The sequence below is a fragment of the Methylobacterium sp. Leaf94 genome (assembly GCF_001426045.1).
GTDB lineage: Bacteria > Pseudomonadota > Alphaproteobacteria > Rhizobiales > Beijerinckiaceae > Methylobacterium.
Genome location: NZ_LMRM01000003.1, coordinates 109,663 through 123,193 on the forward strand (window position 1 = coordinate 109,663; position 13,531 = coordinate 123,193).

General features: G+C 70.9%; 14 protein-coding genes. 8 read left to right on the forward strand and 6 right to left on the reverse strand.

Annotated features, from left to right (window positions below; genetic code table 11):
• Positions 1-18: 18 nt before the first annotated feature.
• The gene (locus tag ASG63_RS03275) at positions 19-234 is read right to left on the reverse strand and encodes a hypothetical protein (RefSeq protein ID WP_056212048.1); all 216 of its coding nucleotides are present in this window, start codon (positions 232-234) and stop codon (positions 19-21) included.
• A gap of 89 nt (positions 235-323) precedes the next feature.
• Positions 324-950 (reverse strand): helix-hairpin-helix domain-containing protein, encoded by a 627-nt coding sequence (locus ASG63_RS03280; RefSeq protein ID WP_056212050.1) that lies wholly within the window; start codon positions 948-950, stop codon positions 324-326.
• A 189-nt stretch (positions 951-1,139) separates the two neighbouring features.
• Between ASG63_RS03280 and ASG63_RS03285 the strand changes: the two genes are divergently transcribed.
• Complete coding sequence (locus ASG63_RS03285; RefSeq protein WP_056212052.1) at positions 1,140-2,996, forward strand: ABC transporter ATP-binding protein; 1,857 nt, start codon at positions 1,140-1,142, stop codon at positions 2,994-2,996.
• A gap of 6 nt (positions 2,997-3,002) precedes the next feature.
• On the opposite strand, the gene ASG63_RS03290 is transcribed toward ASG63_RS03285, so the two are convergent.
• Positions 3,003-3,443 carry a response regulator gene (locus ASG63_RS03290; RefSeq protein WP_056212054.1) on the reverse strand — a complete coding sequence of 147 codons (441 nt, stop codon included), beginning with the start codon at positions 3,441-3,443 and terminating at the stop codon, positions 3,003-3,005.
• Positions 3,440-4,561 (reverse strand): histidine kinase dimerization/phosphoacceptor domain -containing protein, encoded by a 1,122-nt coding sequence (locus ASG63_RS26770; RefSeq protein ID WP_056212055.1) that lies wholly within the window; start codon positions 4,559-4,561, stop codon positions 3,440-3,442. The genes ASG63_RS03290 and ASG63_RS26770 overlap by 4 nt, the downstream gene beginning before the upstream one ends.
• Before the next feature lie 424 nt (positions 4,562-4,985).
• Here ASG63_RS26770 and ASG63_RS03300 point away from each other — a divergent pair, with 424 nt between their 5' ends.
• Both ASG63_RS03300 and ASG63_RS03305 read left to right on the forward strand, forming a co-directional pair.
• The gene (locus ASG63_RS03300; RefSeq protein ID WP_056212057.1) at positions 4,986-6,179 is read left to right on the forward strand and encodes a patatin-like phospholipase family protein; all 1,194 of its coding nucleotides are present in this window, start codon (positions 4,986-4,988) and stop codon (positions 6,177-6,179) included.
• A 158-nt stretch (positions 6,180-6,337) separates the two neighbouring features.
• Positions 6,338-7,963: an ABC-F family ATP-binding cassette domain-containing protein gene (locus tag ASG63_RS03305; RefSeq protein WP_056212060.1), complete on the forward strand. Its 1,626-nt coding sequence runs from the start codon at positions 6,338-6,340 to the stop codon at positions 7,961-7,963.
• Positions 7,964-8,047: 84 nt separating this feature from the next.
• Here the strand turns inward: ASG63_RS03305 and ASG63_RS03310 are convergent, their stop codons facing one another.
• On the reverse strand, positions 8,048-8,176 hold the full coding sequence (locus ASG63_RS03310) for a hypothetical protein (RefSeq protein ID WP_055945825.1): 129 nt from the start codon (positions 8,174-8,176) through the stop codon (positions 8,048-8,050).
• A gap of 195 nt (positions 8,177-8,371) precedes the next feature.
• On the opposite strand from ASG63_RS03310, the gene ppk2 reads away from it, so the two are divergent.
• Together ppk2 and ASG63_RS03320 are read left to right on the forward strand one after the other, a co-directional pair.
• On the forward strand, positions 8,372-9,289 hold the full coding sequence (ppk2, locus tag ASG63_RS03315) for a polyphosphate kinase 2 (RefSeq protein ID WP_056212061.1): 918 nt from the start codon (positions 8,372-8,374) through the stop codon (positions 9,287-9,289).
• A gap of 90 nt (positions 9,290-9,379) precedes the next feature.
• Positions 9,380-10,174: an enoyl-CoA hydratase/isomerase family protein gene (locus tag ASG63_RS03320; protein ID WP_056212064.1), complete on the forward strand. Its 795-nt coding sequence runs from the start codon at positions 9,380-9,382 to the stop codon at positions 10,172-10,174.
• 3 nt (positions 10,175-10,177) lie between these two features.
• Here the strand turns inward: ASG63_RS03320 and minC are convergent, their stop codons facing one another.
• The gene (gene minC, locus ASG63_RS03325; protein ID WP_056212065.1) at positions 10,178-10,843 is read right to left on the reverse strand and encodes a septum site-determining protein MinC; all 666 of its coding nucleotides are present in this window, start codon (positions 10,841-10,843) and stop codon (positions 10,178-10,180) included.
• A gap of 437 nt (positions 10,844-11,280) precedes the next feature.
• Between minC and ASG63_RS03330 the strand changes: the two genes are divergently transcribed.
• From ASG63_RS03330 to ASG63_RS03340, 3 genes are read left to right on the forward strand one after another with little or no spacing between them, the layout of a single operon-like run.
• Positions 11,281-11,619: an iron transporter gene (locus ASG63_RS03330; protein ID WP_407067309.1), complete on the forward strand. Its 339-nt coding sequence runs from the start codon at positions 11,281-11,283 to the stop codon at positions 11,617-11,619.
• Positions 11,616-13,145, forward strand: a complete 1,530-nt coding sequence (locus ASG63_RS03335; protein WP_056212068.1) for a PepSY-associated TM helix domain-containing protein — start codon at positions 11,616-11,618, stop codon at positions 13,143-13,145. Before ASG63_RS03330 ends, ASG63_RS03335 begins: the two co-directional genes overlap by 4 nt.
• Entirely contained in the window at positions 13,142-13,480 is a 339-nt protein-coding gene (locus tag ASG63_RS03340) for a DUF3325 domain-containing protein (protein ID WP_056212070.1), read from the forward strand. Before ASG63_RS03335 ends, ASG63_RS03340 begins: the two co-directional genes overlap by 4 nt.
• Positions 13,481-13,531: the final 51 nt, after the last annotated feature.

Below are 13,531 nucleotides of genomic sequence, written 5' to 3' on the forward strand. Positions count from 1 at the left end.
GCGCAGGGATCCGGCCGCCTATTGCTGCGCGCGGTTGATCAGCGTCTGCAGCGCCCGGGCCACCGCCTCGCTGACGTTCTTGCGGTACTTGCGGTGGACCAGCTGGCCGTTGTGATAGATGTCGTGCTCCACGTAGAGCTTCTCGCCGTCCCACCGGACGATGTTGTCGGTCTCGGTGGTCTCCTCGACGCCGAGATCCTCGCGAAAGGTAACGCCCCCGGCTTGCGCAAACATGGCTCGTCCCTGGTGATCGAAGCGATTTTCCGGCGTGCCGGAGGGGTATCTTAGGCAGACGGCGCGTGGCGCGCTACCCGAAACGGGGCTCAGCGCACCGTGACCTGATCCTTGATCCGCTCATAGACCGCCCGGCTGAGGACGCGCTTCGACAGGAGCTCGCCGACGGAGGCGTAGGGCCGCTTCTGCACGATGGCGCGCCCGATCATGCCGCCGCCCCGGAGGCCGTTCAGCTCGGCGACGGTTCCGGTGTTGAGGTCGACGATCGCGACGCCCCTCGGCCCGGCCGTCTCGGCGGCGGTGTCGATGGCCTCCTCGCCGGCCGACGGGGGCGTCGGGCGGGAGGCGGTCCCGAGGTCCGGGAGGGCCGGCGCCGGGTCGCTCGGCGCTGGCGAATGGGGCGACGGCGCCGTCGGCGCGGGCACCGGCAGGGGCGCATTCGGTGCGGGCGCGGGCGTCGGCGGCACGGCGGCTTGTGGCGCCGGGGCGGGCACGGCCTGCGGCAGGGGCGCCGGCGCCACCGGGGAGACGGGCCGCGTCGCGGCCGGCGGCACCGCCGCCTGGGTTCCGGCGGCCCCGGTCTCCGGGGCCGTCCGGGTGATGGGCGTCTCCGGCGTTCCGCTGTCCTGCGGACGCAGCATTTGGATGATCCCGGCCAGGACGGCTGCCACCACGATGAGAATGCCGACCCGCAGGACCGCTGAACCGCTGAGCATTGTGAGGGCGGCCTCGCGCCTGAGAAGAGGATGAACGCCTAACATAGGCGATAAAGTGAAGTCTCGCCGGCGAATCGCCTGTCCTCAAGAGCTTGAAGACGTTGGTCGGTCCCGCGCTGACATCTGCGCGACTGGGTGCGGCGTCTGCGGCATCGACGGAGGTGCCGCTCCCGGTCATGGTCCCGGCCGATGCCCGACCGTCTCTCCCCTCTGACCGTCCTCTCCGCGCGCCTCGGCGCCCTGCGCCACCTCCCGGCCCTGGCGCGCCTCGTCTATGCCGCGAGCCCCCGCCTGCTCGTGGTAAGCCTCGGCCTGCGTCTGGCGCGGGCGAGCCTGCCCGTGGCGATGCTCTACCTCGCCAAGCTCATCCTCGACGCGATCGTGGCCGAGCATGGCCGGCCGCATCCGGGCGGCCTCGGGCCCGAGGCCTGGCTGTCCGATCCCGCCCTGCGGCACCTCGCCGTGCTGGTTGCGGCGGAGTTCGGCCTCGCCATCCTCGCCGACCTCCTCGGGCGGGCCAGCACCCTGGTCGACGGCCTCGTGGCCGACCTCTACGGCACGTCCGCCACCCTGAAGCTGATGCGGCACGCCGCCGAGCTCGACCTCGAGCAGTTCGAGGACAGCGCGGAGCAGGACCGCCTCGAGCGGGCCCGCCGTCAGGTCACCGGCCGCTCGAACCTCCTGTTCCAGCTCTTCGGTCAAGGGCAGGATCTCATCACCCTCGCGGCCTTCGCGCTGGGCCTCGTGGCCTTCGCGCCCGGGCTGATCCTGCTGCTCGTGGTCGCCCTGGTGCCGGCCTTCCTCAACGAGACCTACTTCAACCGCGAGGGCTATCGGCTGGCCTGGACCCGGACGCCCGAGCGGCGCGAGATCGACTACCTGCGCTTCCTCGGGGCGAGCGTGGAATCCGCCAAAGAGGTCAAGCTGTTCGGGCTGAACGGCTACATCGCCGAGCGCTACCGGGGGCTGGCGTCCAAGCTCGTGGCCGACAACCGAGCCCTGGCGCTGCGCCGCGCCGGCTGGGGCGGGGCCTTCGCGGCCCTAGGCACGCTGGCCTACTATCTCGCCTACGCCACCATCGTCTGGCGCACCGCCGCGGGCCAGTTCTCCATCGGCGACCTCGCCTTCCTGGCGGGCTCCTTCCAGCGCCTGCGCGGCCTGATCGAGGGGCTGCTCCTCGGCTTCTCACAGATCGCCGCCCAGGCACAGTATCTCGACGATCTGTTCTCGTTCTTCGCCGTGGTGCCGGCGATCCGCTCACCCGCGAACCCGGCGCCCCTGCCGCGTCCGATCCGGAGCGGAATCGTCTTCGAGGCGGTGGGATTCCGCTATCCCGGCACCGAAACCTGGGCGGTGCGCGACCTCAGCTTCCACCTCGCGGCCGGAGAGGTGCTGGCCCTGGTGGGGGAGAACGGCGCCGGTAAGACCACCATCGTCAAGCTGCTCACCCGGCTCTACGACCCGACGGAGGGCCGCGTGCTCCTCGACGGTCGGCCCCTCTCCGCCTACGACCTCGAGGACCTGCGCGGCCGCATCGGCGTGATCTTCCAGGATTTCGTGCGCTTCAGCTTCACCGCCCGCGAGAACGTGGCCGTGGGCCGCATCGAGGCGCGCGACGACCCCGACCGGATCGCCCGTGCGGCCGGGCGCAGCCTCGCCGACGGCGTCATCGGCCGGCTGCCCCTCCAGTACGACCAGCCGCTGGGCAAGCGCTTCGCCGAGGGCGTCGACCTGTCGGGGGGCGAGTGGCAGAAGATCGCCATCGCCCGCGCCTACATGCGCGAAGCCGAGATCCTGATCCTCGACGAGCCCACCGCCGCCCTCGATGCCCGGGCCGAGTTCGAGGTCTTCCAGCGCTTCCGCGAATTGAGCCACGGGCGCACGGCGGTGCTGATCTCGCACCGCTTCTCCACGGTGCGCATGGCGGACCGCATCCTGGTCCTTGCCGGTGGTCGGGTCATCGAATCGGGCAGTCATGCGGAGCTGCAGGCGCTGGGTGGCCGCTACGCCGAGCTGTTCGAGCTGCAGGCGGCCGGCTACCGCTGAGCCGGCCTAGACGCCGAGGGCGTCGCGATAGGCGGGCGCGAGGCGTAGGCCGAGGGGCAGGGGGGAGCGCGGCGGCGGCGCGTGCACGCACTCGCTGAAATACGCCAGGGTGTCGAAGATAACCGCCTCAGTGAAGGGCTTGGCGATCACGCCGGCAGCCCCTTCGAATCCCTCGGGCAGGTGCTGGGCATTGGCGGTGACGAAGACCAGGATCATGGCGGCATCGTCCCGCAACGCCCGGACGATGTCGATGCCGGACGAGCCGCCGCGCAGCTGGAGGTCGACGAAAACGAGATCCGGCCGCACCTCGCGGGCGATCCCGATCGCCTCCGCGGCGGTCGCCGCGCTGCCGAGGACGACGTGGCCGGCATCCTCCACGAGGAATTCCAGCTGCATCAGAATGAGCGCCTCGTCTTCCGCGATCAGTACCCGGAGGGGTTCGCTCACGTGCTGTCCTTGGCGCCCGGGGATTCGCGCGGGAGGCGAATGTCGATCGACGTTCCGGGATCGCCCGGTTGCCAGGCGATACTGGCATTCAGCTGGCGCGCCAAGCTCTCGATCAGGCGCTTGCCGAAGGAGCGCGTGCCGACGACCTCCTGGGGCATGCCGATGCCGTCGTCGATGATCCGGATGCCGAAGTAGCGTCCATCGGGCTGGACCCGGATCGAGAGGCGTCCCGGCCGGTTGCTGGGGAAGGCGTGCTTCAGCGCGTTGGTGATGAGCTCGTTCATCATCAGCGCCACGGGCGGCGCCTTCTCCACCGGGACCTCCACGGGCTCCAGGTCGAGGTGCAGGCTGATCTCGGATCGGCCGGAGCCGCGCACGAGGTCCGTGGCGAGCTCGCGGGCGAACTCGGCCACGTCGAAGCGCTCGACGTCGTGGGACTGGTAGAGGCGCTTGTGCACCGTTCCCAGGGCCTCGACCCGGGTCAGCATCGACTTCATCGCCTCGCGCGCCGTGGGGTCCGAGATGCTCCGGGTCTGCATCGTGAGGAGCGAGGCCACCATCTGGAGATTGTTCTTCACCCGGTGGTCGACCTCGTGCACGAGCATGGTCTTGGCCGCCAGGGCGTCCGACAGCTCGCGCGTCCGCTTGGCGACCTCGCGCTCGAAGTGCTCCTTCTCGTTCTGCGTCCGCATCTGCGCGTCGACCCGGTCGGTGACGTCGAGCTGCGAGGCGAAGAAGTAGTGCAGGTCACCACCCTTGGTGATGACCGGACTCATGTAGAGGGCGTTCCAGAACGAGGTGCCGTCCTTGCGATAGTTCAGGATGTCGACGGAAATGTCGCGCCGGGCACCCACGGCCTCGCGGAGCTGCTGGATCGCGTTCGGGTCGGTGTCGGGGCCCTGCAGGAAGCGGCAGTTGCGCCCCATGATCTCGCCGCGCTCGTAGCCGGTGAGGCGCAGGAAGGCATCGTTGACGAAGACGATCGGATTGTCGTCGCGGCGCGGGTCCGTGACGATCATGGGCATGCGGGTGGCCCGGATGGCGGCGGCGAACGGATCGCCCTTGCCGTGCTCGATCATCAGATCACCCGTCAGGTGCCACGCGTCGTCTCGTTCCATCGCCTCTGCCTCCTCGCGCCACTGATCCCTGGGGCTGTCCTGCTCACGCCGTCATCGTCAGGACCATCGACGGCACATGCGGGCGGCACGGCCGCTCCGCGTGAGCGCGACCGGTCGGCGAAAGCAGGTTTCGCGAGGGGAACTGGACGTCGGGTCGTGACCGCAACGGTCAACCGTCACCGTATGGTGCTCCAACGGACGTGTGCGCAGGAAGTTCATTTGATGTCGGGCCGGGCCGCGGAGGCTCCGGCCGTCGACATGCTTCCACACGATCCCGTGGGATCGCGCGGCTGCTGCCCGAATGCCACACCGGTCCAGCGTCGCGAAGCGTAGCCGGAACGCGGCAACGGCCAAGCTCATTTTCCGTGCTAGGGTCGTGCCGGGGTCGGGCTCCGGGATTGAGGCTGTGGACTTGGCTGTGGACATGTCGAACCTGCGTCGTCGCCGTTGGACCCGGGGGCTCCTGGCCCTGCTCGTTGCGGGCCAGGTCGCGGCCTGTGGCAGCACGCCGCGCACGCCCTACACGGCGAGCGAGGCGGCCGACGCGGTCCTGCCAGGGCTCGATCCGAACGTCCGCGCCTACGCGGATGCCTCGGAGAAGACCTTCACCGAGATGTCGGCGCGCCCCCAGAACAGCAGGGTGCCGTTCGCCTACCTCGCCCTGTCCGGCGGTGGCGGCGACGGGGCCTACGGCGCCGGCCTGCTGAACGGCTGGACCGAGTCCGGCAAGCGCCCGGAATTCTCCCTGGTCTCCGGCGTCTCCACCGGTGCCCTGATCGCGCCCTTCGCCTTCGTCGGGCCGGAATACGACGCCATCCTGAAGGACATCTACACCAGTGGCGTCGCCTCGACTCTGGTCCAGTCGCCGAGCTTCGCCAACGTGCTGTTCGGCTCGGGCCTGTTCGGGGACGGGCGCCTGCGGGACCTCGTGCGGCGCTACGTGACGCCGGACCTCCTGGCGGCGGTCGCCGCCCAGCATGCCAAGGGCCGTCGCCTCCTCGTGGTGACGACGAACCTCGATGCCCAGCGCGCCGTGATCTGGAACATGGGCGCCATCGCCACCAGCGGCGGCCCCGCCGCCCTCGACCTCTTCACCGACGTGCTCACCGCATCGGCCAGCATCCCGGCGGTGTTCCCGCCGCAGCTCATCGACGTCCAGGCGGCGCAGCGCACCTTCCAGGAGATGCATGTCGACGGCTCCGTGGTGACGCCGGTCTTCACCCTCCCGCAATCGTTCCTGCTGCGCGACGGCCGGTTCAAGGCGGGCGCCAAGTCGGACATCTACGTCATCATCAACGGGCGCCTGGAGCCGGAATTCGACCTCGCCCAGAACAACACGCTCTCCATCGTCGAGCGCGCGTTCACCACGGCGAGCCGAGCCCGCAGCCGCGCCACCCTGGCCTCGACCTATGCCTTCACCCGCAACAACGGCATCGGCTTCAACCTCGCCTACATCGACGAATCCGCGCCCAACACCTCCACGGCCCGCGGCTTCGACACCGGCTACATGCGCAGCCTGTACGAGACCGGCTACGAGACCGGCCGCACCGGCACGTTCTGGCGCAAGAGCGTGCCCGTGGCGCCGCTGGTGAAGGCCTCGGTGGTGGCCGCGCAATAGGCCGGCGCCCGGGTCGTTTCCCGCCCGGGCACGCCCCGAGGCGCGTGGGGCGAGGGGGCCGGTTGCGTGCCGCACCCCTCGCGCCGGATGGTGCGGTGCGATAGGGTCCGGCCCGCGTCCGGGTCCGTCCGGTGCCCCCGCCCCCGACGAGCCCCCGCATGATTCAGATCGACGACCTCACCTTCAGCGCCTGGGGCCGGCGCTTCTTCGATCGCGCCAGCGTCGCGGTGCCGCCCGGCGCCAAGGTCGGGCTCGTCGGCCGCAACGGCGTCGGCAAGTCGACGCTCTTCAAGATCATCCTGGGTGAACTGCAGCCGGACGGCGGCGCCATCCTGCTGCCGAAGACCGCCCGCGTCGCCTCCGTCGATCAGGAACACCCCGCGACCCCCGTCAGCCTGATCGATACGATCCTGGCCGCCGACGTGGAGCGGGAGGCCCTGAACGCCGAGCTCGAGACCGCCGCGCCCGAGCGCCTGGGCGAGATCTATGCCCGCCTCATCGAGATCGACGCCGACCGGGCCCCGGCGCGCGCCGGCGAGATCCTCGCCGGCCTCGGCTTCTCCGTGGAGGACCTCACCCGGCCGATGGCGGAATTCTCCGGCGGCTGGCGCATGCGCGTGGCCCTGGCCGCCGCGCTCTTCGCCGAGCCGGACATGCTGCTCCTCGACGAGCCCACCAACTACCTCGATCTCGAGGGCGCCCTCTGGCTGGAGGCGCGCCTGAAGCGCTACCCGCACTCGGCCCTGATCATCAGCCACGACCGCGAGCTCCTGAACAACTCGGTGGACGCGATCCTGCACGTGGCCGGCGGCAAGCTCGAACTCTACACCGGCGGCTACGACGACTTCGAGAAGCGCCGGGCCGAGAAGGCCCGCCTCCAGGCCTCGACCAAGCAGAAGCAGGAGGCGGAGCGCGCGCACCTGCAGAGCTTCATCGATCGTTTCAAGGCGAAGGCCTCGAAGGCCGCCCAGGCGCAGTCCCGCGTCAAGCGCCTCGCCAAGCTGGAGCCGATCGCCACCACCATCGAGGAGCACGTGGCACCGTTCCACCTGCCCTCGCCGAAGCGGCCGCTGGCTCCGCCCCTGATGCACCTCACCGACGCCACCATCGCGTATGGCGACGACGCGCCGGTGCTGCGCGACCTCAACCTGACCCTCGACGTCGACGACCGCATCGGATTGCTGGGGGTCAACGGCGCGGGCAAGTCGACCTTCGCCAAGATGGCGGCGGGCGCCCTCGCGGTGCGGGACGGGCGCATGGTGCGGGAAGGGCGCGTGCAGGTCGGCTGGTTCCACCAGCACCAGATCGAGGCCCTCGACCCGAAGGACACGCCGCTCGCGATCATCCGGCGCGAGCGCCCCGACGACAGCGAGTCGGCCCGGCGCGCCAAGCTCGCAAGCTTCGGCCTTGCCTTCGACAAGCAGGAGACGACGGTGGACGCGCTCTCGGGCGGCGAGCGGGCGCGCCTGCTGCTCAACCTCCTGGCGATGCAGGCGCCGCACCTGCTCATCCTCGACGAACCGACCAACCATCTCGACATCGACAGCCGGAGGGCGCTCCTCGACGCGCTGAACGATTACGGCGGGGCGGTCATCCTCATCACCCACGACCGCTCGCTGATGGAGCTGGTGGCGGATCGACTGTGGCTGGCGGCCGACAACACGATCAAGCCCTTTGCGGGCGACATGGACGATTACGCGAAATTCGTGCTCGACCGGACCCGGGCCGGCCAGCGTGCGCCGGGCCAGGGACGCGAGAAGAAGGCCAAGCGCCGGGCGGCCTGAGCCGCGAGCACAGCCCGGAGCCGGGCGGACTCAGCCGCCCAGGGCTTTGGAAACCGGGCGGCCTCGGCCGCCCGGAGAGCGCTCTTACTTCCGCAGGATCTTGGTCACCAGGCGGCCGAGCGGCGTGCCGGAATCGTAGTTGCGGTCGTCGCGGACCACGGGACGATCCTCGTTGCCGAGGAGCTTGGTGACGATGCGTCCGATCAGGCTCATGGGTGGACCCTCTAGATGTGTGGGGCGCCGGGCGAGCCGGGCTCGCGGCCCGCGAAATGGCGCAGCTTGTCGTTCAACCCGCGATGTGCGGTCCCCGTTCCCTCGGACCGTCGCCGGCCCCTCACGTCGTATCAAGCCTGTCATGATGCCGTGGTCTAAGCGCGGCCGGCAATTCGGCGGGGACGGGGCTTCCACATGGACGGCGGACAGCGGGCAGCGCAGATCGAGGCGATCCGCCGGGAGGTCGCCGACGATTTCGATGAGGAACTCGAGCTCGAGATGGAGGACGAGCGCCTCGAGCGCCTGGCCGACGGACTCGGGCAGCCCGCCCGTCCGCCCGGCCTCGACCGCAAGGTCTATTTCCGCGAGCTGTTCCGTCTGCAGCACGAACTGGTGCGCCTGCAGGACTGGGTCCAGGCCCACAAGCTGCGCGTCGTGGTGATCTTCGAGGGCCGCGACTCCGCCGGCAAGGGCGGCGTGATCAAGCGCATCACCCAACGGCTCAACCCGCGCGTCTGCCGCGTCACGGCGCTGCCCGCCCCGAACGAGCGCGAGCGCACCCAGTGGTACTTTCAGCGTTACGTCACCCACCTGCCGGCCGGCGGCGAGATCGTGCTGTTCGACCGCTCCTGGTACAACCGCGCCGGCGTCGAGCGCGTGATGGGGTTCTGCTCGCCCGACGAGGTGGAGGAATTCTTCCGCTCCGTGCCCGAATTCGAGCGCATGCTGACCCGCTCCGGGATCATCGTGCTCAAGTACTGGTTCTCGATCACCGACGAGGAGCAGGCCTTCCGCTTCCAGATGCGCATCCACGATCCGCTGAAGCAGTGGAAGCTCTCGCCGATGGACGTGCAGTCCCGCCGCCGCTGGGAGGACTACACCAAGGCGAAGGAGGACATGCTGGCCCGGACGCACATCCCCGAGGCGCCCTGGTGGGTGGTCGAGGCGGTCGACAAGAAGCGCGCCCGCCTCAACTGCATCAGCCACCTCCTGACGCAGATCCCCTACGGCGACGTCGCGCATCCGCCCGTGCACCTGCCGGACCGCGAGCGCCACGACGACTACACCCGCCACCCGGTGCCGCCCGGAATGTTCGTGCCGTCCGTGTTCTGAGGCGGGAAGGGGGCCGGCCGCTTGCTCCGCCCGGCCCCGATGGGCGAGAGGAAGGGGCACGCATCCGCGCCCGGCGCCCAGGGACCCCGCATGACCCAGATCGACGAACTCCTCTTCACGGTCGAGGGCGGCATCGCGCGTCTCACCCTCAACCGGCCGCAGGCGCGCAACGCGCTCACCTTCGGGATGTACCAGGGCCTGATCGACGCCTGTGCGCGCCTCGAGGCGGACGGGAGCGTCAAGGCCCTGGTCATCACGGGTGCGGGCGAGAAGGCCTTCGCGGCCGGCACCGACATCGCCCAGTTCCGGAGCTTCACGAGCGCGCAGGACGCGATCGACTACGAGCGCTTCATGGACCGGGTGATGGGCGCGCTGGAGCGCCTGTCCGTGCCCACCATCGCGGCGATCGCCGGCGCCTGCACGGGCGGAGGCGCTGCCATCGCGGCGGCCTGCGACCTGCGGCTGGCCACCCGCGACGCCCGCCTGGGCTTTCCCATCGCCCGGACCCTGGGCAACTGCCTCTCGCTGGGCAACCTGCGGCGGCTCTCCGCCCTGATCGGGCCGGCGCGGGTCAAGGACATGATCTTCACCGCCCGCCTCGTCGGGGCCGAGGAGGCCCTGGCCATCGGGCTCGTCGGGGAGGTCGTGGCCGATGCCGAGGCCCTGGCGGCCCGCGCCACGGAGCTCGCGACCCTGGTGGCCGGTCACGCGCCGCTCACCCTGCGGGCGACCAAGGAGGGCCTGCGCCGCCTTCAGGACGCGGACGATGCGGGCGACGAGCGTCCCGGCGACGACCTGATCCGCCTCTGCTACACCAGCTCGGATTTTCGCGAGGGCATGGAGGCGTTCCTCGCCAAGCGTCCCCCGGCCTGGACGGGCCGGTAGGGCCTAGTCCAGGCCGGCCACCTTGATGGCGTCGCCCTCGAGACGGACCTGGGCGGGCAACCCGCGCTGGACCGGGCCGAGGTCGTCGGCGGTGCGGTAGAGCCCGTCGATGGCGATGAGTTCCGGCTCGAACCGGCGGCAGGTGATGCGCGCCTCCGGGTTGCCGGCCGCCCCCGCGATCGCCCGGCCGCGCAGGGCGCCGTAGACGTGGAGCGAGCCGCCCGCGATCACCTCGGCCCCGGAGGCCACAGAGCCCATCACGGTGATGTCGCCCTCCAGGTGCAGGATCGTCTGCCCGGAGCGCACGGGCGCATCGAGGATCAGCGAGCGGAACGGAGCTGGCGCGGACGGCACGACCGGCGCGTCCGGCGCGGTATCCGCTGTCGCTTCCGGGGTCGGGACCGCATCGACCGGGCGCCCGCCCGCCGGGGGCGGGGGCAGGCCGGCCCCGAGCTGGCCCGGATCGGCCCCCTCGATGCCCATCACGGCCACGTCGCGGGCGGCGAGGTCGGCCACCAGGGCGACGAGGGCCTCCCGCTCGAGCCCGAGCCCGGCCACGTCGAGGATGACGGGGCGACCCACGAAGAAGGCCGGCGAGCGCCGGGCCAGCGCGTCGAGCTCGTCGAGCCAGTCCGAGACGGGCAGCACCGGAGCGAGGACCAGGGCCATGAACGAGCGGCCGCGGAAGCGGATCGGGGGACGGGGGGAGCTTGCGGTCACGATCGGGTGTCTTGTTCTCGGGCGGTGTGGGCGGGAAGCGGACGCTGGCCGTCACCTTATCCTAACCCGCGGTCCGGTTGCACAGGGCGCGACCTGCGGCCCGTCAACACGAATTCCGCGCGCCGCCACCGTCCTGCGCGCCGTCACACCGGCGCGCGAACCGCAACGTTGCCGCAGGCGCGACGCAGCATCCCAAAGTCGAATTGGAATGATTCCATAACATAGGGTTTGCGAGCCCAAGACCAGGATCGCTATAGCGGGGGTGATCCTCACGCGTTGGGGACTCGGCCGGCGCTTTGTCCCGGCCGGGATTGCCGATCTTGCCTGCCGTTGCGGGGCCTGTCTCCGCACCGGTCTCGCCCGTGTAAGTCTCGAAGGGTTTGCCCGTGACGGAGATTTCCGGTCCCCTCGACAGGGCCCGCTTGCGACGTGGCTGGCGCTACCGCTCCGCGGTGGCGGCACGCGTGGGGCTGGCGGCCTTCGGCGGATACGCCCTGGCCGGGCTCGCGACGGCGTTCCTGTCGCTGACCCTGCCGATGGTGCGCTCCGAGGCGGTGGCCACCGCGACCCTGATCAGCTTCGCCATCCTGGCCGGCGCCGTGATCTGGGTCTTCGCCGCCCGGACCCTGCTGCGCGCAGCTCTGGGCCTCGGGCTTCCGATCGCGCTGGTGGGCCTCGGCCTCTGGCTGGCCCTCGACGGCGTCGCGATGGGACCGCCCGCATGAGACAGGGATTTCGCCAGTCGATGGCCTGGCTCCACACCTGGGCCGGGCTCGTCACCGGGTGGGTGATGTTCGCCGTGTTCGTCACCGGCACCGCCACCTATTACCGCGCAGACCTCTCGCTCTGGATGCGCCCGGAGCTGCACGCCGGTCCCTCCGATCCGGTTCCGGCCGCCGAGCGCGGCGTCGCCTACCTGAAGGCCCATGCGCCGAAGGCCATGGCCTGGTACGTCTCCGTGCCGCAGCCGGACCGGCCGATGATCGCCGTCTACTGGATGGACAGCCTGGAGGCTCCCCTCGGGCAGGCCATGCTCGACGTCGAGACCGGCGCGCCCACCAAGGCACGCGACACCCAGGGCGGCGACTTCTTCTATCGCTTCCATTACGAGCTCCAGATGATGCCGGTCCTCGGCCGCTGGATCGTCGGCGCCGCGGCGATGATTCTTCTCATCGCCCTGATCTCCGGCATCGTCACGCATCGGCGCATCTTCGCCGATTTCTTCACCTTCCGGCGGGACAAGTCGGCCCAGCGCGGCTGGCTCGACGCCCACAACGTCACCGGCGTCCTAGCCCTGCCGTTCCACCTGATGATCACCTATACGGGGATCGTGACCCTCGGCGTGATGTACATGCCCTGGGGCGTGACGGCGGCCTACAAGGGCGACGACCTGCGCTTCTACGTCGAGGCGGCCCAGACCACGACCTGGCGCCCGGCCGCTGGCCGACCCGGCGAGGCCGTGCCGCTGGCGCCGCTGCTGGCCCGGGCCCAGGGCGAGGTGTCGGAACCCCTCGAGATGGTCATCGTCAACAATCCGGGCGATGCCAACGCCACCGTGGTCGCCGTCTTCGAGGAGCCCCACGGCCTCGCCCACCAGCATCCGCAGATCGCCTTCGACGCCGCCTCCGGGACCGTCGTCGAGCGGGTCGAGCCCTTGAAGGCGGCCGCCCAGGTCTTCACCAGCTTCATGGGCCTGCACGAGGCGCATTTCGCCAGCACGGCCCTGCGGGCACTGTTCTTCCTCTGTGGGCTGCTCGGCTCGGCCACCATCGCCACGGGCCTCGTCCTCTGGACCGTCGCCCGGGCGCCGAAGGCGGGCGAGGCGCCGGGCTTCGGCCTGCGCCTGGTGCGCGGCCTCAACCTCGGGACGATCCTCGGCCTGCCCATCGGCATGGCGGCGTTTCTCCTCGGCAACCGGCTGCTGCCCGTCGACCTCGCCCACCGGGCGACCTGGGAGGGAAGCGTCTTCTTCGGCGCCTGGGCGCTGGCTGCCTTCGTGTCCCTGCTTCGCCCGCACCGCAGGGCCTGGACCGAGCTGGGCCTCGCCGCCGGCTTCCTGTTCGGCGCCGTGCCGGTGGTCGGGGCGCTGACCACGGATCGCGGCCTGGATTTCCTGGCCTTCGACGCCGCCATGCTGGGGCTGGGCCTCGCCCTGGCCCTCGGGGCGCGCAAGGTTTCCGACTACGAGGCGCACCGGCAGGCTGCACGCCCCGGTCCGGCCCGGGTGCCCGAAGGTTTCGCCGAAGCATGACGCCGCTCTCCATCGCCCTCAACCTCGCCCTCAGCTTCGCCGGGCTGGCGGCCCTCTGCCTCGCCATGGACCGCCACCACCGGGCCATCGCCGGGCGCAGCCAGACGCGGACCCGCGCCGGGGCGCTGCGGCTCGCCGGCTGGGCCGCCATCGCGGCCTCCTTCGCGGCCGCCGTGGTCACCTCGGACTGGAATTTCGGCCCTGTGCAGTGGATCGGCTCGCTCACCGGCGCGGCGCTCCTGGTGGTCGGGCTGGTGTCCTACCGCCCGGCCTGGATCCGCCCGGCGGCGCTGCTTGCCCTGCCCGTGGCGCTGGCGGCGGCGCTGCTCGCCTGAACCGGCCGGCACCGCTATCCTGGCCGCACCCCTCGCCAGCGCCGGAGCGCC

Excerpts from the sequence above, each read along its gene's own strand:
- ASG63_RS03310 (WP_055945825.1), bottom strand. The coding sequence starts at position 8,176 with ATGAGCCTGATCGGACGCATCGTCACCAAGCTCCTCGGCAACGAGGAT.
- ASG63_RS03285 (WP_056212052.1), top strand. The coding sequence starts at position 1,140 with ATGCCCGACCGTCTCTCCCCTCTGACCGTCCTCTCCGCGCGCCTCGGC.
- ASG63_RS03280 (WP_056212050.1), bottom strand. The coding sequence starts at position 950 with ATGCTCAGCGGTTCAGCGGTCCTGCGGGTCGGCATTCTCATCGTGGTG.
- ppk2 (WP_056212061.1), top strand. The coding sequence starts at position 8,372 with ATGGACGGCGGACAGCGGGCAGCGCAGATCGAGGCGATCCGCCGGGAG.
- ASG63_RS03300 (WP_056212057.1), top strand. The coding sequence starts at position 4,986 with ATGTCGAACCTGCGTCGTCGCCGTTGGACCCGGGGGCTCCTGGCCCTG.
- ASG63_RS26770 (WP_056212055.1), bottom strand. The coding sequence starts at position 4,561 with ATGGAACGAGACGACGCGTGGCACCTGACGGGTGATCTGATGATCGAG.
- ASG63_RS03305 (WP_056212060.1), top strand. The coding sequence starts at position 6,338 with ATGATTCAGATCGACGACCTCACCTTCAGCGCCTGGGGCCGGCGCTTC.
- ASG63_RS03320 (WP_056212064.1), top strand. The coding sequence starts at position 9,380 with ATGACCCAGATCGACGAACTCCTCTTCACGGTCGAGGGCGGCATCGCG.
- ASG63_RS03275 (WP_056212048.1), bottom strand. The coding sequence starts at position 234 with ATGTTTGCGCAAGCCGGGGGCGTTACCTTTCGCGAGGATCTCGGCGTC.
- ASG63_RS03335 (WP_056212068.1), top strand. The coding sequence starts at position 11,616 with ATGAGACAGGGATTTCGCCAGTCGATGGCCTGGCTCCACACCTGGGCC.
- minC (WP_056212065.1), bottom strand. The coding sequence starts at position 10,843 with ATGGCCCTGGTCCTCGCTCCGGTGCTGCCCGTCTCGGACTGGCTCGAC.
- ASG63_RS03340 (WP_056212070.1), top strand. The coding sequence starts at position 13,142 with ATGACGCCGCTCTCCATCGCCCTCAACCTCGCCCTCAGCTTCGCCGGG.